Below are 18,633 nucleotides of genomic sequence, written 5' to 3' on the forward strand. Positions count from 1 at the left end.
TGCCGGCGACCTGGCTTTGAAAGTCTGCATAGTGCTGGGTCGCCGACCAGATCAGGAAGATCAGTGATACCGGGTCCACCGGGTCCATCAGGCCGCGCTCGGCCCACTGACGAAACACCTCGGCACGGCTTTCGACCCAGTCACGCAACTCGCCACGCAGATAGTCCTGCAGAAAGGGGGCGCCCTGAAGGATCTCGCCGGCAAACAGGCGCGAGGCCTCGGGGTGGCGGCGAGACATCTCCATCTTCGAGCGGATAAAGGCACTGAGCACCTCGGCGGGATCATCATCCACCGAGATATCGTCGAGCATCATGTTCCAGCGCTCCATCACCCCTTCCAGCAGGCGAACGTACAGCGCTTTCTTGCTGCCCATGTAGTAGAGCACATTGGACTTGGGCAGCCCGGCTTCCTCGGCAATCAGCTTCAGGCTGGCGCCTCGATAGCCGTGACGCGAAAACACTCGCTCGGCGGCGTCGAGTATGTCGCGTTCGTTACGCTGGCGAATGGCACCAGCCTCCGCCTCCAGCGGCGCCTTCAGCGCCGTGTCATCAAGCTGTGAGCCCATGGTTATCCCGATCGTCGAATCGCCCGCCACCGCCGGTTGCAGGTGGGTCGGCAAGGAGGAAAAGAGTGCCTGAACCCCACCGCGCTGGCAATTGGGCTAAGCGGCTAGCCTGGCACGCCAGCGCCTGTGATGGGCAGCTTTTTAGGCCTCTGCCGTGGTCGCCGACAGGAACACGCGGCGGGCACCGAAAAAAAACTCGACGGCGTGACTTGAAGAAGCTGACCGATTGGTCAAGAATGAAGTTACCCCCTTGCCATGGCGATGCCCCTTGGTACCGACTCGCTGACAACCACTCGGCTCAGACAGCAACCAGGACATCGACCAGGACATCAACGACGACAACGACAACATAAGCGGACCTGACCATGATCGAGTTCTTCCTCAACGGGCGGCCACGGCGCGTCGACGCCGAGGCCCACCTCAGCGTGCTCGACCTGCTGCGCGAGCGCCTCAACCAGACCGGCACCAAGGAAGGCTGCGCCTCCGGCGACTGCGGTGCCTGCACCGTGGCGATCGGCGAGCCCGATGCCGACGGCAACCTGCGCTATCACAGCGCCAACGCCTGCATCATGCCGGCCCACCAGCTCAATGGACGCCACCTGGTCACCGTCGAGGGGTTGTCCCGGGGGGACGAGCTGCATCCTTGCCAGGCCGCCATGGTGGAACACCACGGCAGCCAATGCGGCTTCTGCACCCCGGGTATCGTCATGTCGCTGTTCACCCTTCATGAAGATGACCGCGCGCGGCCCGCGCCACTGACGCCTGAGCGACTGGAAGCGGCGCTGGGCGGCAACCTGTGTCGCTGCACCGGCTATCGCCCGATCCGCGACGCCGCCCTGGCAATGGGCGACACCCCGGGCTTCCGGCCCGAATGGCTCGATGATGACGCCCTTGCCCGAACGCTTGCCACCAATGTGGGTGAGCCGGCTACCCACAGCGGCTTCTACCAGCCGCGCCGCCTCGATGAACTTGTCGAACTGCGCGCCCGCCACCCCGACGCCCGCCTGGTGGCCGGCGGCACCGATCTCTGGCTCGAAGTCACCCAGAATCTGGCGGACTTCACCGAGGTCATCGACGTCACCCGGGTAGAACAACTCAAGGTGCTGGAAGCGGGCCACGACGCCAGCGGTCGACCAGGGATGTGGGTCGGCGCCGCCGTCACCTACACGCAACTGGAACCGCTGTTTGCCGAGCGCTATCCCGCCTTCCATCACCTCCTGCATCGACTGGGCTCTGGTCAGGTGCGCAATCGCGGCACCCTGGGTGGCAACGTGGCCAACGCCTCGCCCATCGGCGACACCCCACCGGTACTGCTGGCACTCGACGCCCGCCTGCGCCTGACCGGGCCCGGCGGCAGTCGCGAACTCGCCGCAGCGGACTTCTTCATCGACTACAAGAAGACCGCCCTGGCGCCGGACGAGTGCCTGGAAGCGATCTTCCTGCCGACGCTGGCAGCTGACCGCCAGCTCAAGGTATGGAAGCTGTCCAAACGGCGTGAGGACGACATCTCGGCGGTACTCGGTGCCTTTAGCTGGACCCTGAATGACGGCGCCCTGGCCGAGGTCCGCCTGGCCTTCGGCGGCATGGCCGCGATCCCGGCCCGGGCAACCGGCGCCGAGGCGGCACTGGAAGGCCATGCCCCTTCACCCGAGCGGTTCGCCGCCGCCATCGATGCGCTGACCGAAGACTTTCAGCCCATGAGCGATGTGCGTGGCAGCAGCGACTATCGTCGGCACGCCGCCGCTGCACTGATCGAACGCCTGCGCCTGGTCGTCGCCGACGCGGCATCCCAGGACTCTCAGCACCCGACCCAGGAGGTGATGCTCCATGCGTACGCTCACTGATCTGACCACACCTGCCTCCGCGTCCAGCGATACTGCCGATACTCCCCGCCACGCGCCGGCGGCCAAGGGCTTCTCGGGCAGCGCCGCTCGCCACGAAAGCGCGGTCAAGCACGTCACCGGGCGCGCCGCCTACATCGACGACCTGGCGCTGCCGGCGGACGCGCTGCACCTGGCGGTGGGACTCTCGCCGGTCGCCAGCGGACGCATCACCGGGCTGGACCTGTCCGCCGTGCGCAGCGCCCCGGGCGTGGTCGACGTGATCAGCGTCGCCGACGTCCCGGGCCACACCGATATCGGCCCGGTCTTTCCCGGCGATCCGATCATGGCCGACGGCGAGGTACTCTACGCCGGTCAGGTGATCTTCTGCGTCGCCGCCACCAGCCATCGTGCGGCGCGTCAGGCGGTCAAGAAGGCGCGCCTGGAGATCGATGAGGTCGAGGCGAGCCTCGACCCAGTGGCCGCCGCCGAGGCCGGCGACGTGGTGCGCCCGACCCACCGCCAGCAAAGCGGTGACTGGGAGGCCGCCCTGGCCGGGGCGACGCACGTCATCGAGGACGAGCAGTTCGTCGGTGGCCAGGAGCACTTCTATCTGGAGGGGCAGGCCTGCGTGGTCCACCCCACCGAAGACGAAGGCGTGATGGTCCACACCTCCAATCAGCACCCCAGCGAGACCCAGAAGCTGATCGCCGAGGTGCTGGGCATCCCCTTCCACGCGGTCACCGTGGAGGTGCGCCGCATGGGCGGAGGCTTCGGCGGCAAGGAGACCCAGGCCTCGCCCTGGGCCTGCCTGGCGGCGCTGATCGCCCGACGCACCGGCAAGAGCTGCCGTGTTCGCCTGCCCCGGGCCGAGGACATGAAGGTCACCGGCAAGCGCCACCCCTTCCACAACCGCTATCGTCTCGGTGTCGATGAACAGGGCGTGATCCAGGGCGGTGACATCACCGTCATCGGCGACTGCGGATACTCGCCGGATCTGTCCGAAGCCATCGTCGACCGCGCCATGTTCCACGCCGACAACGCCTATTCACTGGGCCAGGCTCGGGTCACCGGTCATCGCGCCCGTACCAGCACCGCGTCAAACACCGCCTTTCGTGGCTTCGGTGGTCCCCAGGGCATGATGGTGATCGAAGCCGCCATGGAGGACATCGCCCGCCGCGTGGGCGAGGATCCCCTGACGGTGCGCAAGCGCAACCTGTATCGCCAAGGCCGCGACCAGACCCACTATGGCCAGACGGTGGACCAGATCACGCTGCTGCATGACCTGATCGAGCGGCTCGAGACATCGAGCGACTACTGGTCTCGGCGCCAGGCGATCACCGAGTTCAACGCCGACAGCCCGGTCATCCGCAGGGGCCTGGCGCTGACCCCGGTGAAATTCGGCATCTCCTTCACCGCCCAGCACCTCAACCAGGCCGGTGCCCTGCTGCACGTCTACACCGACGGCAGCGTGATGATCAATCACGGCGGCATCGAGATGGGCCAGGGCCTGCACACCAAGGTGTGCCAGGTGGTCGCCCGCGAGCTGGGGCTCGATCTCGAAGCGGTACGCATCAGCGCCAGCCGTACCGACAAGGTGCCCAACACCTCACCCACGGCGGCCTCCAGCGGGGCCGATCTGAACGGCCAGGCGGCCCGCGACGCGGCCAGCAAGCTGAAGTCGCGGCTGTTCGACTTCGCCGCCGAACGCTACCAGCTCGACCGTCAGGACATGCGTCTGGAACAGGGCGAGCTGATCGCCGGCATCGGTGGCAGCGAACGACGTATCGCCTGGGGCGAGCTCATCCAGGACGCTTACCTGGGTCGGGTGTCGCTGTCCGAGAAAGGCTTCTACGCAACGCCGTTGATCCACTACGATCGGGCCAGCGGCAGCGGACGCCCCTTCTACTACTTCGCCTATGGCGCCGCCGTCGCCGAGGTGGCACTGGACACCCTCACCGGCGAGTACCAGGTGGATCGGGTCGACATCCTCCACGACGTGGGCGACTCGCTCAATCCGGCCATCGACGTGGGCCAGGTGGAAGGCGGCTTTATCCAGGGCATGGGGTGGCTGACCAGCGAGGAACTGAAGTGGAACGAGCGGGGCCAGTTGACCTCGTTCGGCCCGGCCACCTACAAGATCCCCGCCTACGGCGATCTGCCGGCCACCTTCAACGTCGAGCTGATGCAGGGCCACCCCAACTCCATGGCCAGCATCTACCGCTCCAAGGCGGTGGGTGAGCCGCCCTTCATGCTGGGGATGTCGGTGTGGTGCGCGCTGCGCGACGCCCTGGCGAGCCTCACCGACTACCGCCAGGCGGTACGGCTGGACACCCCGGCGACACCTGAGCGGGTCATGGCGGCGGCACGCCTGGCACGAAAGCTACACGAGAGTCGCGCAGGAGGCACCCCATGAGCGGCGAGCGCTGGTACGACGCCCTGGCCCGCCTCCGGCGCGCCGGCCTGCCCCATGTGCTGGCCACCCAGGTGACCAGCCAGGGGTCGACCCCGCGTGAGCCTGGCGCCAGGATGGTGATCACCGCCGACGCCATCATCGACACCCTGGGCGGCGGCACCTTCGAATGGCAGCTGATCGCCTGCGCCCGAGAACGCCTCGAGCGCGGCGAGGCCGGCCTCAGCCTGGAGGCCTTTTCGCTGGGTGGCCGCAGTGGCCAGTGCTGCGGCGGCTTCGTCAATGTGCTGCTCGAAACTGATCTCGGTACGGCCACGCGCCTGGCGCTGTTCGGCGCCGGCCACGTGGGCCGCGCGGTGGCCTCATTGGCGGCGCCGCTTGGCTGGCGACTCGACTGGTACGATAGCCGCGAGGACGCCTTCAGCGGGCTCGACCCGGCCTCAGGCCAGCACCGCCACAGGCTTGACGACTGCAACGCCAGCGCCGAGTCGCTGCCTGCCGGCAGCCACGTGCTGGTGCTGACCCACGACCACGCCGAGGACTACGCCCTGGTGGAGGCACTGCTCAGGCGCGGCGACATGGCCTCGATCGGGCTGATCGGCTCGCGCAGCAAGTGGGCCAGCTTCCGCGGGCGACTGGAACGTGCCGGCATCCCGCACGATCGCATCGACGCCGTGCGCTGCCCGATCGGCGACTCCGGCGGCGACAAGACGCCCTACGCCGTCGCCCTGGCCGCCCTGGCCGAGCTGCTGCCACTGGCAAGCCCCAGGCCGGAGGGGGCACGTCGCGACGCGCTGCGCGGCCTGGAAAGCGCAGAGGTACGACGCCTGTTTTCCTGAACCTGTCCTGGCCCGGCCTTACCCGTCTGGCCGGGTAGCGCCAGGCGTCTGCCTCCCTGGCCGCCGCGCCTGCCGCCCCCTGAACACAACGTCACCGCCATAGTGCGATGACGCGATGCCCCTATAAGCGACGACCCGATAAAGAGTGCCCCATGACCGAGACCCGTAACGCCTCTGCCAGCACCGCGCCCAAGCCCGAGGCTTTCTCCGGAACTTCCGCCGGTGCCTCCACCAGCCCCGCTGGCGGCCCCTGCTCATCGAGCTGGGTCATGCGCGCGCGCATCCTCAGCTTCAACGCCGATCCCGGCGACGGCGACACCCCGCTCGAGGGCAGCGTCAGCTACTTCGCCGACGGCGTGCTGTGGTGGGCCGAGGGTGTCGTTCAGGCGGTGGGCGACTATACAGAGCTCGCCCCCCACCTGCCCGCCGACGCCAGCGTCATCGACCACCGCGACAAGCTGGTGATGCCAGGCTTCATCGACAGTCATGTGCACTATGTACAGCTCGAGATCATGGCCTCCTACGGACGCCAGCTGCTCGACTGGCTCAACGAGTACACCTTCCCCGAGGAATGTCGCTTTGCCCAGCGCGAACACGCCGAGCAGATGGCCGACGTTTTCCTCGACGAACTGATGCGGGTAGGCACCACCACCGCCCAGGTGTTCTGCTCGAGCCACCCTGCCTCGACCGACGCCTTCTTCAGCGCGGCCCAACGCCGCGACCTGTGCATGCTGGCCGGCAAGGTACTGATGGACCGCCATGCCCCCGAAGCGCTCACCGACGACACCTACGGCGGTATCCGCGACAGCGAGCGCCTGATCAGTGACTGGCACGGCACCGCGCGCCTCGGCTACAGCGTCACCCCGCGCTTCGCGCCTACCTCCACCCGCGCACAGCTCGACGCCGCCGGTGGCCTTCTGCGCAATGATCCGAGCCTGTGGCTGCAGACCCATCTGTCGGAGAACCTGGGCGAGCTCGACTGGGTGGCCGAGCTGTTTCCGGGCAGCCGCGACTACCTGGCGGTCTACGAGGAATCCGGGCTGGTGGGGCCGCGCAGCACCTTTGCCCACGGCATCCACCTGGACGACGAGATGCGTACCCGACTGGCCGAGCGCGGCGCCAACATCGCCTTCTGTCCCAGTTCCAACCTGTTTCTCGGCAGCGGCCTGTTCGACCGGGCCGGCGCCCGGGTCCAGGGGCTGAATCTGACGCTTGCCAGCGACATCGGCGCCGGTACCGACCTGTCGGGACTGGCCACCCTCAAGGCGGCCTATCAGGTCGGCCAGCTCAGGGGCACGCCACTGACCGCCTGGGCAGGCTTTCATGACCTGACCCGGGGCAACGCCGTATCGCTGTCACTGGACGATCGGATCGGCAGCCTGACCCCCGGTCGAGACGCCGACTTCGTGGTCATCGACCTGTTCGCCTCGCCGCTGCTGGCCCGACGCATGGGGCGCACCCAGTCACTGGCGGAGGAACTGTTCACCCTGATGATGCTGGGGGACGACCGCGCCATCTACGAGACCTGGGCGGGGGGACGCCTGCAGCACCGCCGCCAGACCTGAAGAACCCCACGACAGGCGCCGGCGACCGGCGCTTGCACGGGGTGATGGCTGGCCGGGAAATTCCTCGGCGAGTGCGCTAGAATGCGCGCCTTGAATACCACACGCTGCCAACGCTGCTCCGGATTTACGCTCCGGCTCGCACGAGGACAACCATGAGTCACGATACTTCACCCCCTGACACAGCCACCGAAACCGCCACTTCTGGTCCAGACACCCTGGTGGTGTGCGCGCTTTACAAGTTCGTCACCCTCGACGACTACGAGGCGCTGCGCGAGCCGCTGCTCGACACCCTGCTCGAGCATCAGGTGCGCGGCACCCTGCTGCTGGCCCGTGAAGGCATCAATGGTACCGTCGCCGGCACCCGCCAGGGCATCGACGCGGTGCTCGCTTGGCTGCGCGCCGACCCACGCCTGGCCGAGCTCGACACCAAGGAGTCACTGACCCGTCGTGCGCCCTTCATGCGCACCAAGGTCAAGCTCAAGCGCGAGATCGTGACCATGGGCGTCGAGGGCATCGACCCGCGCCATACCGTCGGTACCTACGTGGACCCCAAGGACTGGAACGCGCTGATCCAGGACCCCGAGGTGCTGCTGATCGACACCCGCAACGACTACGAGGTCGAGGTCGGCACCTTCGAGGGTGCGGTCAATCCGGCCACCAGCGCCTTTCGCGACTTCCCCGAGTACGTGAAGAAGACCCTGGACCCGAGTCGCCACAAGAAGGTAGCGATGTTCTGTACCGGCGGCATCCGTTGCGAGAAGTCCACCGCCTACCTCAAGGAGCAGGGATTCGAGGACGTCTACCACCTCAAGGGCGGCATCCTGAAGTACCTGGAGGACGTACCGAAGGACAAGACCCTGTGGCGTGGCGAGTGCTTCGTGTTCGACGACAGGGTCACCGTCGACCATGACCTCAAGCCGGGACGCTATGACCAGTGTCACGCCTGCCGCATGCCGATCACCGAGCAGGACAAGCAGAGCGAGTACTATGAAAAAGGCGTCTGTTGCCCGCGCTGCTACGACCGCCTGAGCGACGAGCAGAAGGCCCGCTTCGCCGAGCGTGAGCGCCAGATGCGCCTCGCCCGGGAGCGCGGCGAGGCCCACCTGGGTGCCGACGCGGTGGCACGCATGGAAGAGCGTCGCGAGGCCAAGCGACGCGCCAGGGAAGCGGCGCGCGAGGTCAATCGCCAACAGGGCTGATACACGGCTTCTGGTGTTGCACACCCGTTGATGCATGCCGGCTCGTGCACGCCGGCCCTCCAGCCACAACACCCGCCACAACACCCGCCAGACCAAAAAAGAGGCGCCCTGGGCTTTATACCAGAGACGGGCGCCTCTTTTGCGTGTCACCGAGGACTTCGCCGGTAGCAAAGGACGCGCCGAAGCGCCCCCAAGTGTACTGAAAGAAACGGCGTCGGCCTGTTCAACCTCTTCCTCGCCTCAGTCGGCGATCACGCCGAAAACACCTTAGATTCCGACGTTTTCGCTTCGACATCATGCCTCAGCAACCTTCCACCCCGCCCGTTGCCTGAAAAGCGGCCGCCGCCCACACAGGATCACCTATTACTAACACCAGCGCGGGCAAGCCGCAGTGCCATCTGGTGACATGAAGCACGCCTTGAGCATCAGGGTTCGCCATCCACCTGTGCCGCTACTGATTCCCCCTGCCGCTCGCCGAAAAACGACAGGCTCAGATCGCCCGCCTGAACGGCAAACCGTGACGTGACGCAACGAAGGGAATACATGATGCGACCTTGGCCCAACTACCTTTCCCCTGTTCTGGCCGGCACTTTCTTGGCCAGCAATTTTTTAACCGGCACTTTTTTAACCGGCACTTTTCTGGCCTGCAGCATGGCCGTCGCCTCCCAGGCGTCGGCGGCACCCACATCAGACACCGAATCCGCAGACCAACAAGACTATCGACAGTATTTCACCCCGCTACCCTCGCTTCCCCCCATCCCCGCCGACAACAGCCTCACCGCTGAGAAGGTAGCGCTTGGCAAGATGCTGTTCTTCGAACCCCGGCTTTCAAAGAGCAGCAACATCAGCTGCGCTTCCTGTCACAACCCGGCCCTGGCCTGGACGGACCGGCTGCCGACGGCGGTCGGCCACGATGGCCAGGTGGGAGAACGCAACTCCCCCACCGTGCTCAACTCGGGTTTTCTTGGTTCACAGTTCTGGGATGGTCGCGAACCCGACCTGGAAGGCCAGGCGCTGGGGCCTATCCAGAACAGCATCGAGATGGCCCACGACCTGGACGGCGCCCTTGCCCGCCTTTCCGCCGTCGACGGATATTCCGATCACTTCCAGACGGCATTTCCCGCCGACGAGGCTCCGCTGTCCTCCGGCAACCTGGCCGACGCCATCGCCAGCTTCGAGCGCACGCTGAATACGCCGAACGCTCCGCTCGATCGCTACCTGCTCGGTGACGAGGCTGCCCTGACCGATCAGCAGAAGGCCGGCATGAAGGACTTCGTGGACATCGGGTGCATCAGCTGTCACCGCGGCGCCAACTTCAGCGACAGCCTGTTCCACCCGATTCAGGTGCCGGGATCGGATGACCCCGGGCGCTTTGCGGTCACCAACGAGGAAAGCGATCGACAGGCCTTCAGGACGGCATCACTGCGCAATGTCGCCCTGACCTACCCCTACTTTCACGACGGCTCGGCCGAGACGCTTGAAGACGTCGTGCCCATCATGGCCGAGCAGATGCTCAAGCGAGAGCTTGATGATGCCACCGTCGAACGGCTGGTCAGCTTCCTGCATGCCCTGACAGGAGAGCAACCGGTGGTCACAGTGCCTGCGCTGCCCTGATCCAGCCCTGATCCAGTCCTGATCCAGCCCCGGGCCAGGCCTGACCCGGTACTATCACCAATAGCCCCCTGCAAACGCCAGCGCCGCCTCCCCCGACAAGGGGCAAGGCGGCGCTTGATGTGCCAGTCCCGGCGTCCGGCATTGTCTGAAACGTCGACGAATGCAGGCACTTTTACGGCAAGGCCTAGGATTCCACCAGCCGCTGTCTCAGCGCCTGCCTCCTCTCCTCATCCATGAAGGCCGCCTCGATGGCGTTGCCGGCCAGCCACTTGAGGGTCTCGTTGGACCAGCCGAAGGCCCGCTGACAGGCGGCGAAGTTGTCGCGCATGCCACCGCCGAAGTAGGCCGGGTCATCGGAGTTGATGGTTACCACCAGTCCAGCGTCGATCAGCGTCGGCAGGCCATGATCTTCGAGCCGTTCCACCACTTTCAGGCGCACATTGGACAACGGACACACCGTCAGCACGGTGCCTTCGTCGGCCAGCCGCTCCATCAGCTCGACGTCCTCGATCGCCCTTACGCCATGGTCGATGCGACACACCTGAAGCTCATCCAGCGCCTCGCGGATATAGCTCGGTGGCCCCTCCTCACCTGCGTGGGCCACGCGCTCGAGGCCCAGCTCCCGCGCCCGGGCAAAGACCTCCTGGAACTTGCTCGGCGGATTGCCTCGCTCAGCGCTGTCCAGCCCCACGGCACTGAAGTGGTCATGCCAGGGCGTGCTGTCCTCGAGCAGCTGCATGGCATCGGCGGCGGGCTGATCACGCAGAAAGGCGAGGATCATGGCGGTGGAAATATCCAGCTCGGAGCGGGCCTTGGCACAAGCGGCCGTCAGGCCTTCCATCACCTCGGACAGCGCCACGCCACGGGACAGGTGGGCCTGGGGGTCCACGTGCATCTCGATATGCACCACTCCCTCGGCGGCGGCGCGCCGGAAGTAGTCCATCGCCAGGTCCTCGAAGTCCCGGGCGCGGACCAGCACGCTCATGCCCTGATAGTAAAGATCGAGAAAGGACTGCAGGTCGCTGAAGTCGTAAGCCTGTCGGGCCGCCTCGATATCGGCGTAAGGCAGGCTGACCCCGTTACGCTCGGCCAGCGCAAACATCAGCTCCGGCTCCAGCGTACCCTCGATGTGCAGATGCAGTTCCGCCTTAGGCAGGCGGGTCAGAAAGTCGTCGGTCATGGTGTCTGGCCCTGTGGCATCGAACCGTAGAAATCAGGTGTCGTCGTTTACATGGTGACGCATTCGCCCCGGGCTTGCCATGGCGTACCGGCCGCCATCTCGATGACCCTGGGGATGTGCTCCATGCCGGGCGACGGCGAGTCGGGATCATGATGGTGCACCAGCATCAGCACCGTGCGTCCGGCCAGCCAGGGGACGATGCCCTCGGCCACTCGCCGCGCGGTGGCCGCATCCAGCGAGGCATAAGGCTCATCGAGCACCACCAGGGCGGGATCGGTCAGCCACAGACGCGCCAGGCCCAGACGTCGCGCCTGGCCGCCGGAAAGCTGTCGCCCCCCTTCCCCCACGCGTGTCTCGAGCCCGCCGGGCAGACCCTGCGCCCAGTCGGCCAGGTCTACCGCAACAAGCGCCTGCCACAGCCGCTCCGGGCTCGCCTCGGGGGCGCCCAGTCGCAGATTCTCGGCAAGGCTTGCGTCGAACAGCTCCACCCGCTGGGTCAGACAGCCCACTTGGCTGCTCAACCACTGCCGGTCCAGGGCTTCCACCGCCTGGCCGTCCAGGGTCAAGCGACCCTGGTGGCCACGCAGCTCCCCGGCAAGCAGCGCCAACAGCGTCGACTTGCCACTGCCGGAGGGGCCACAGATCGCAGCCCTTTCCCCCGGCGCCAGCCGGAAGTTCAGGGGCGACAGCGCCTGATCGAGCGCCCGCGGATAACGATAACTTAGCGAGGTCGCCTGGATCTCCAGCCCTCCACACTCGGCAGTCCCGCTTCGAGGCGCAGCGTGCACTGCAACAGCTCGGGTGGCGTCTGAGGCTTGTGCTGGCGCTGCGCACCCCTGGTCGATGGCGTTGAGCCGCTCGGCGGCGGCGAGGCTCGCGCCGGCCTGGGTGAAGGCGGCGGGCAGACTTGCCAACCCCTCGGCCAGGGCCAGCGAGGCCAACGGCAGCATCACCAGCACGGCGGCGCCCAACTGGCCGCCACCGAAGGCGGCGAGGCCACCGATCAATACAAGCCACCAGGCGCCCCCCATCACCAGCGTCGTCAGAACATTGCCAAACCCGGTGATCAGTGACAGTCGCCACTGAGCCGCCAGCAGCTCGTCCTCGAGGGCTTCAAGCTCGCCACGGCGGCGCGCCAATGCGCCGTAGGATTCGAGTTCACTCAGACCGCCAAGGGTTTCGATCATGGCCGAGCGCAGTCGCTCCAGCCCGACGACGCGGCGACGACAGGCCGCAAGACCCAGGCGGGCCTGTCCGAGGGTCAGCCAGCTCCAGCCGAACAGCAGCAAGACACCCAGCACCAGCGCGGCCTGGGGCAGCCACACCGCTACCAACGCTACCAGCGCCGCCCCCAGCACCAGCGCCATCGCCGCCGGCGCCAGCAGCCGCAGGTAAAGCGCGTCCAGGGTATCGATATCGGCGGTCAGACGGTTGAGCCAGTCCCCGGATCGCCTTGCCCCGAGGCTGGCGCCGTCCATCGCCACCAGGCCCGAGAAGCAGCGCGCCCTCAGGCGTGCCAGCAGTCGCAGGATGGTGTCGTGGTTGTAGAGGCGTTCGATGTAGCGTGACACGGTACGGGACACCGCAAACAGACGAATGCCCGCCCCGGGGGTGTAGACGTCCAGGGTAGCCGCCATACCCGCGGCCAAGGCCGCGCCGGTCAGCGCGCTGGCGGTGATGAACCAACCCGACACCGCCAGCAGCCCCAGCGCCGACAGCGCGGTCAGCACCATCAGCACCACGCCAAGCACCAGGCGCCGACGAAACGACGCATGCACCTCGATCCACGGACGCAGACTGGCAATCCCCGCAGCGAATCCCGTATCCGTGCGCTCAGTCGACGACGCCATGGGCCACCTCTTGCTGTTCTCTTCCACTCGCGGTGACTCGCCCATCGAGCAGCTCCACACGCCGGTCCCCCATGGCCAGGATGGCCGGGTGATGGCTGGCGATGACCAGCGCCCGGCCCTGGCCGGCCAGACGCCGAAAGCCGCGAATCAGTACCGCTTCGGTCTCTCGATCCAGACTCGCCGTCGGCTCGTCCAGCAGCACCAGCGCGGCATCACTCAGGAACACCCGCGCCAGCGCCAGGCGCTGGGCCTGCCCGCCGGACAGGCCCAGGCCATTTTCGCCGATCCGGGTATCGAGTCCCTCGGGCAGAGCCGCGACCAGCGGCTCAAGGCCCGCCTGCTCGAGCGCAGTGCGCAGGTCGTCATCGCCAGCGTTCGGCGCCGTCAGGCGAAGATTGTCGGCGAGGCTGCCCTGGATCAGCAGCGGGCGCTGGTCCATCCAGGCAAAGGCGATGCCCGGTGCCGATTGGCGCGAGCCCTCGCCAGGCCCGACAAACCCCGCCAGCATCGCCAGCAGGCTCGACTTGCCGGCACCCGATGGGCCGCTGATCACCACCACTTCACCGGCGTCCACCCGAAAGTCCAGCGGACCCAGCACGCGGCCACGCCCAGGGTGATCCAGGCAGGCGCCTTCGAGCCGCACAAGCTGGCCACCGGACAACACTGAAGAAGCGGGACTTTCCGTCGCGCCAGGCGCCGAGACGGGCGACACTCGCGACGGATCGATGGGTTCATCGAGCAGTTCCGTCAGGGCCTGGGCGGCGGCCAGCGCCGAGGCACGGTCGTGGTAGTGCTGGGACAGTGTGCGCAGCGGCTGAAAGAACTCCGGGGCCAGCAGCAGGATGGTCAGGCCACTAGCCAGCGTCAGCGAATCGGCCACCTCCAGCGGCAGGTCCCCGAGCAGGCCAAAGCCGATGTAGATGGCCAGCGCCGCAATCGCCACCGAGGAGAAGAATTCGAGCACCGCCGATGACAGAAAGGCCAGTCGCAAGGGCTTCAGGGTGCGCCGGCGATAGTCGTCGGCGACCTGGGCAACCTCGTCGGTGACCCTGTCGTCGGCACCGAACAGTCGAATGGTGGCGATGCCCCGCACCCGATCGACGAAGTGCCCGGACAGACGCGTCACCGCCGCGAACTGGTCGCGATTGAGCGATTCGGCGCCCATGCCCACCAGCGCCATGAACAAGGGAATCAGCGGCGCCGTGATCGCCAGCAGCAGCGCCGCCAGCCAGTTGTGCCAGGCGATGATGGCGAAGATCACCAGCGGCACCACCATCACCACCCGAAGTTGCACCCAGAAGCGTGAGGTGTAGGCGTCCAGTGCCTCGACCTGCTCGACAAGGCGATGGGCCAGCCCGGCACTGTGATGGCGACCGGCACGCACCGGTCCCAGCGCAAACAGATGCTCGAGCAACTCGTGGCGTACCGCGCGGCGAAGGCGCTGGCTGGCTCGCTGGGCCAGACACTCCTGAGCAAAGCCAGCCCCGGCACGTAGGCCCAGAAGCCCAAGTAGAGAGACAAGCCAGGGCCATAGCTGGCTCAGGGAACGCTCACCCTCGATCGCCAGTACCAGCACCTTGGCCAGCAGTACCCATTGGACCACACCCGCGAGTCCTGCCAGCACCGCGAAGGCCGCGGCCAGGGTCAGCGGACGACGCTGAGCCCCGGTGTGCTGGTCGAGCCACCGCCGCGCCCTGGTGGCCTCGCCGCGAGACGACTCAGAACGAGACGACTCAGAACGAGACGACTCAGGACGAGACGACTCAGCACCAGACGACTTAGTGATAGCCGCCCCCTCTTACCTTGCCGCGGAACACCCAGTAGGACCAGGCGGTGTAGCCCAGTACCACCGGGATCACGAACAGCACCCCGAGCAGCAGAAACAGCTGGCTCTCCGGAGCCGAGGCGGCATCCCACAGGGTGATGTCCGGCGGGATCAGGTAGGGCCACTTGCTGGCCACCAGCCCCAGGTAGGTGAAGAAGAACAGTCCCAGGGTAGCCACGAACGGCTGGCCCTCACGGCGACGGGCCACCGAACGCCACACCATGGCGGCGCACAGCAACGCCAGTGCCGGGAACACCCAGAACAGTGTCAGGTGGCCGAACCAGCGCTCACGCACGAAGTCGTCGACGAACGGCGTCCAGATACTGATCACGGCAAAGCCCGCCAGCACCAGTCCGAGCAGCCTGGGCGTGATGCGGTAGGCCCATTCCTGCACCTGCCCCTCGGACTTCAGAATCGTCCAGGTCGCCCCCAGCAGCGCATAGCCCGCCATCAGCGCAAGGCCAGTGATCACGGTGAAAGGCGTCAGCCAGTCGAAAGGACCGCCCACGTAGACATTGTTGGCGACCTCGAAGCCCTCGATGTAGGCGCCGACCACGACCCCCTGACAGAAGGTGGCGACCATCGAGCCCCAGCAGAAGGCACGGTTCCACCAGTGGCGATTACGTACCGACTTGAAGCGGAACTCGAAGGCAATGCCACGGAAGATCAGGCCGGCCAACATCAGGAAGACCCCAAGATAGAGCGCCGGCAGCAGGATGGTGTAGACCAGCGGAAAGGCCGCCAGAAGTCCCGCCCCGCCGAGCACCAGCCAGGTCTCGTTACCGTCCCATATCGGCGCTACCGAGTTCATCATCACATCCCGGGCGTGCTCGTCCGGGGCGAAGGGGTAGAGGATACCCACCCCGAGATCGAAGCCATCCATCAGGATGTACATCATCACGCCGAACCCGATGATCAGCGCCCAGATGGCAGAAAGGTTGATCAATTCCATGTCATCAGCTCCCGAACTGGCGGCCGGCGTCGGCCTCGAGGGTGGCGTGGGCGGCGGACAGCGGTCGCTTGGCCGTCTCGACCTCGTCGTCGTGGGGCTCCTCGGCCAGCATGCCCTGGCGCACCACCCGTGTGAGGTAGTAGCCCCCGGTCAGGAACACCACCGCGTAGACCAGCACGTAGCCGATCAGGGTGGCGAGCACCATCCAGCCACTGAGCGACGGCGTCACCCCCTCGGCCTGGGTCATCATGCCGTACACCAGCCAGGGCGCGCGGCCCGCTTCGGTGACGAACCAGCCGCCCAGCACCGCGATAAAGGGCGCCACACTCATCAGCCTCAGCGTCTGCAGGAAGGGGCGACTCTTGTACAGACGACCGCCACGGCGCAACCACAGGCCGGTGAAGGCCACCGCGATCATCAGCATGCCCATGCCGACCATGGCGCGGAATGACCAGAACACGAACCACACCGGTGGTTGCTCCTCTACCGGGACCTCCTTGAGCCCGGGTACCTCGCCGTCCAGGTCATGGGTCAGGATCAGGCTGGCCAGGCGCGGAATGCCGATCTCGAAGTGATTTTCCTGGGCCTCCTTGTCCGGCCAGGCGAACAGCAGCAGGGGCACCCCGGACTGGGTCTCCCAGTTGGCCTCCATCGCCGCCACCTTGGTCGGCTGATGCTCAAGCGTATTGAGACCATGGGCGTCGCCAACCACCGCCTGTACCGGCGCCAGCACCAGCAACAGCCACATGCACATGGACAGGGCCTTGCGGTTGGCCTCGACGTCGCGGCCGATCAGCAGATACCAGGCGCTGACGCCGGCCACCACGAAGCCGCCGGTCAGGAAGGAAGCCAGCGCCATGTGGGCAAAGCGATAAGGGAAGGAGGCATTGAACATGGCCTCGCCCCAACTGGTGACGCTGAAGTGGCCGTCGATCATTTCCACCCCGGCGGGGGTCTGCATCCAGCTATTGGTGGACAGGATCCAGAAGGCCGAGATGAAGGTGCCCACCGCGACCATGATGGCGGCGAACAGGTGAACCCCCTCGGCCACCTTGCCACGTCCAAACAGCAACACCCCGAGGAAGCCGGCTTCCAGGAAGAAGGCGGTGACCACTTCATAGCTCAGCATGGGGCCGAGGAAATTGGACGTCGCCTGACTGAAGTTGCTCCAGTTGGTTCCGAACTGGAAGGCCATGACGATCCCGGAGACCACGCCCATGCCGAAGACCACGGCGAAGACCTTGACCCAGAAGGCGGCCAGTCGATCCCAGGCGGGATTGCCGGTCTTGTAGAAGAGTCCATGCAGGACAGCGACATAGGACGCCAGCCCTATGGTAAAGACGGGGAAGATGGCGTGGAAGGATACGACGAAGGCGAACTGTATACGTGACAGAAGCACGGGATCCAGTTCCATGAGCGACTCCTCGAGGCAGGGATGACCGACGGCACCGCCCTGCCTCGGGAACACAACCCGACCCTGGCAGGACAGCATCGAACCCGAGCGGAATCGAGTCGATAGAGCGCAGCCTTGCTCGGCTAGCCTGGCAATCTATCTATGCACAATCATGCATCTTCGATCCCGCTTGCCCTCAGCATAGAGGTCCCGCAGGCCTCTGTCCCATGGCCAATTGTCGCACGCACCCATGGCCGATCACCTACCCGCTTGTCAGCCCACCTCCCTTGCCTTTGCCGTGACAAGGGAACGTAGCCAGGTGTCAGGTCAGGACTGCCCCAGCACCAGCGATACCAGATAGGCGGTGTAGGCCAGGTAGACGGCAACCAGGACGCCACCCTCGAACCGATTGATGCGCCCCGCCCGGCCCTTCCAGCCCAACGCGAACACCGCCATCATCAGGGTCATGGCGGTCATCAACGACCAGTCTCGCATCAGCACCTCACGCCCGGCCTCGATCGGCGCGATGACGGCGGCCAGCCCCACCACCCCCAGGGTGTTGAACAGGTTGGAGCCGACCACGTTGCCCAGCACCAGATCATGCTCCTTGCGACGCAGGGCACTGATGGACGAGGCCAGTTCCGGCAGCGATGTGCCGATGGCGACCACGGTCAGCCCGATGATGACGTCGGACACCCCGAGACCCTGGGCGATATCCACCGCGCCCCACACCAGCAGCCGGGAACTGACGACCAGCAGGGCCAGGCCCAGCACGGTAAGGAAGATGCCCTTGCCCAGCGACATGGGATGAGCATCGAGTTCCTGCACGGTATCGGTGGCCAGGGCGTCCGCCCTGGCGGCGGCTTCCTCGCGCCGGCTCTGGATCACGCTTGCGACCATGAACACCAGCAGCGCCAGCAGCAGCAGCGCGCCCTCCAGCCGGGAGATAAGCCCGCCCCACATCATCAACGCCGACACCAGGGTGGCGGCACCGAGCACCGGCAATTCGCGCCGAATCACCGATGAATGCACCGCCAGCGGGGAGATCAGCGCCACCAGCCCCAGGATCAGGCCGATGTTGGCGATATTCGAGCCATAGGCGTTACCGAGTGCCAGCCCCGGGTTGCCCTGTGCCGCAGACAGCGCCGACACCGTCAATTCCGGTGCCGAGGTGCCGAAGCCGATCACCAGCATGCCCACCAGCAAGGGCGACAGTCCCAGCCGCGCAGCGGTGGCCGCGGCGCCCTCGACAAAGCGTTCGGCGCTCCACACCAGCACCACCAGGCCACCCAGAACCGCCAAAACGGGAAGCAACATGTCAACTCCTCACCCATGATATCGGTCGCATCTTTGTCTATGGTGTCACCCACGTCAACGTGCCACACTATTTAATTCGCAGGATCAGCTTGTTAAGCCAT

At 66.2% G+C, this 18,633-nt stretch carries 13 protein-coding genes; 6 read left to right on the top strand and 7 right to left on the bottom strand.

Going from position 1 to position 18,633, the window contains the following annotated elements; translation table 11 throughout:
- The coding region (locus C6W88_RS20010; RefSeq protein ID WP_108133761.1) for a TetR/AcrR family transcriptional regulator at positions 1-565 on the bottom strand (565 nt) is incomplete at its 3' end.
- A 365-nt stretch (positions 566-930) separates the two neighbouring features.
- On the opposite strand from C6W88_RS20010, the gene xdhA reads away from it, so the two are divergent.
- From xdhA to C6W88_RS20040, 6 genes are all read left to right on the top strand, one after another.
- The gene (gene xdhA / locus C6W88_RS20015) at positions 931-2,409 is read left to right on the top strand and encodes a xanthine dehydrogenase small subunit (protein WP_108133762.1); all 1,479 of its coding nucleotides are present in this window, start codon (positions 931-933) and stop codon (positions 2,407-2,409) included.
- On the top strand, positions 2,393-4,801 hold the full coding sequence (gene xdhB / locus C6W88_RS20020; RefSeq protein ID WP_108133763.1) for a xanthine dehydrogenase molybdopterin binding subunit: 2,409 nt from the start codon (positions 2,393-2,395) through the stop codon (positions 4,799-4,801). Before xdhA ends, xdhB begins: the two co-directional genes overlap by 17 nt.
- The gene (gene xdhC, locus C6W88_RS20025; protein ID WP_108133764.1) at positions 4,798-5,637 is read left to right on the top strand and encodes a xanthine dehydrogenase accessory protein XdhC; all 840 of its coding nucleotides are present in this window, start codon (positions 4,798-4,800) and stop codon (positions 5,635-5,637) included. The genes xdhB and xdhC overlap by 4 nt, the downstream gene beginning before the upstream one ends.
- 269 nt (positions 5,638-5,906) lie before the next feature.
- Positions 5,907-7,202 carry a guanine deaminase gene (gene guaD / locus C6W88_RS20030; RefSeq protein WP_108133765.1) on the top strand — a complete coding sequence of 432 codons (1,296 nt, stop codon included), beginning with the start codon at positions 5,907-5,909 and terminating at the stop codon, positions 7,200-7,202.
- A 152-nt stretch (positions 7,203-7,354) separates the two neighbouring features.
- Positions 7,355-8,401, top strand: coding sequence for an oxygen-dependent tRNA uridine(34) hydroxylase TrhO (gene trhO, locus C6W88_RS20035; protein WP_108133766.1), 1,047 nt, complete (start codon positions 7,355-7,357; stop codon positions 8,399-8,401).
- 651 nt (positions 8,402-9,052) lie between these two features.
- Positions 9,053-10,015, top strand: coding sequence for a cytochrome-c peroxidase (locus C6W88_RS20040; RefSeq protein ID WP_108133767.1), 963 nt, complete (start codon positions 9,053-9,055; stop codon positions 10,013-10,015).
- 184 nt (positions 10,016-10,199) lie between these two features.
- Here C6W88_RS20040 and C6W88_RS20045 read toward each other — a convergent pair whose 3' ends face one another.
- From C6W88_RS20045 to C6W88_RS20070, 6 genes are all read right to left on the bottom strand, one after another.
- Entirely contained in the window at positions 10,200-11,195 is a 996-nt protein-coding gene (locus C6W88_RS20045; RefSeq protein ID WP_108133768.1) for an adenosine deaminase, read from the bottom strand.
- A gap of 47 nt (positions 11,196-11,242) precedes the next feature.
- Positions 11,243-13,045, bottom strand: coding sequence for a thiol reductant ABC exporter subunit CydC (cydC, locus tag C6W88_RS20050; RefSeq protein ID WP_108133769.1), 1,803 nt, complete (start codon positions 13,043-13,045; stop codon positions 11,243-11,245).
- Positions 13,029-14,831, bottom strand: coding sequence for a thiol reductant ABC exporter subunit CydD (cydD, locus tag C6W88_RS20055; protein ID WP_108133770.1), 1,803 nt, complete (start codon positions 14,829-14,831; stop codon positions 13,029-13,031). The genes cydC and cydD overlap by 17 nt, the downstream gene beginning before the upstream one ends.
- Positions 14,824-15,822, bottom strand: a complete 999-nt coding sequence (cydB, locus tag C6W88_RS20060; protein ID WP_108133771.1) for a cytochrome d ubiquinol oxidase subunit II — start codon at positions 15,820-15,822, stop codon at positions 14,824-14,826. Before cydB ends, cydD begins: the two co-directional genes overlap by 8 nt.
- Positions 15,823-15,826: 4 nt before the next feature.
- Positions 15,827-17,236 (bottom strand): cytochrome ubiquinol oxidase subunit I, encoded by a 1,410-nt coding sequence (locus tag C6W88_RS20065; protein ID WP_108133772.1) that lies wholly within the window; start codon positions 17,234-17,236, stop codon positions 15,827-15,829.
- A 306-nt stretch (positions 17,237-17,542) separates the two neighbouring features.
- Positions 17,543-18,532, bottom strand: coding sequence for a calcium/sodium antiporter (locus C6W88_RS20070; RefSeq protein ID WP_108133773.1), 990 nt, complete (start codon positions 18,530-18,532; stop codon positions 17,543-17,545).
- Positions 18,533-18,633 lie beyond the last annotated feature (101 nt).

The sequence above is a fragment of the Halomonas litopenaei genome (assembly GCF_003045775.1).
Classification (GTDB): Bacteria; Pseudomonadota; Gammaproteobacteria; order Pseudomonadales; family Halomonadaceae; genus Halomonas; species Halomonas litopenaei.

Coding starts and splice junctions, on each gene's coding strand:
- xdhA (WP_108133762.1), top strand. CDS start 931: ATGATCGAGTTCTTCCTCAACGGGCGGCCACGGCGCGTCGACGCCGAG.
- xdhB (WP_108133763.1), top strand. CDS start 2,393: ATGCGTACGCTCACTGATCTGACCACACCTGCCTCCGCGTCCAGCGAT.
- xdhC (WP_108133764.1), top strand. CDS start 4,798: ATGAGCGGCGAGCGCTGGTACGACGCCCTGGCCCGCCTCCGGCGCGCC.
- guaD (WP_108133765.1), top strand. CDS start 5,907: ATGCGCGCGCGCATCCTCAGCTTCAACGCCGATCCCGGCGACGGCGAC.
- trhO (WP_108133766.1), top strand. CDS start 7,355: ATGAGTCACGATACTTCACCCCCTGACACAGCCACCGAAACCGCCACT.
- C6W88_RS20040 (WP_108133767.1), top strand. CDS start 9,053: ATGGCCGTCGCCTCCCAGGCGTCGGCGGCACCCACATCAGACACCGAA.
- C6W88_RS20045 (WP_108133768.1), bottom strand. CDS start 11,195: ATGACCGACGACTTTCTGACCCGCCTGCCTAAGGCGGAACTGCATCTG.
- cydC (WP_108133769.1), bottom strand. CDS start 13,045: ATGGCGTCGTCGACTGAGCGCACGGATACGGGATTCGCTGCGGGGATT.
- cydB (WP_108133771.1), bottom strand. CDS start 15,822: ATGGAATTGATCAACCTTTCTGCCATCTGGGCGCTGATCATCGGGTTC.
- C6W88_RS20065 (WP_108133772.1), bottom strand. CDS start 17,236: ATGGAACTGGATCCCGTGCTTCTGTCACGTATACAGTTCGCCTTCGTC.
- C6W88_RS20070 (WP_108133773.1), bottom strand. CDS start 18,532: ATGTTGCTTCCCGTTTTGGCGGTTCTGGGTGGCCTGGTGGTGCTGGTG.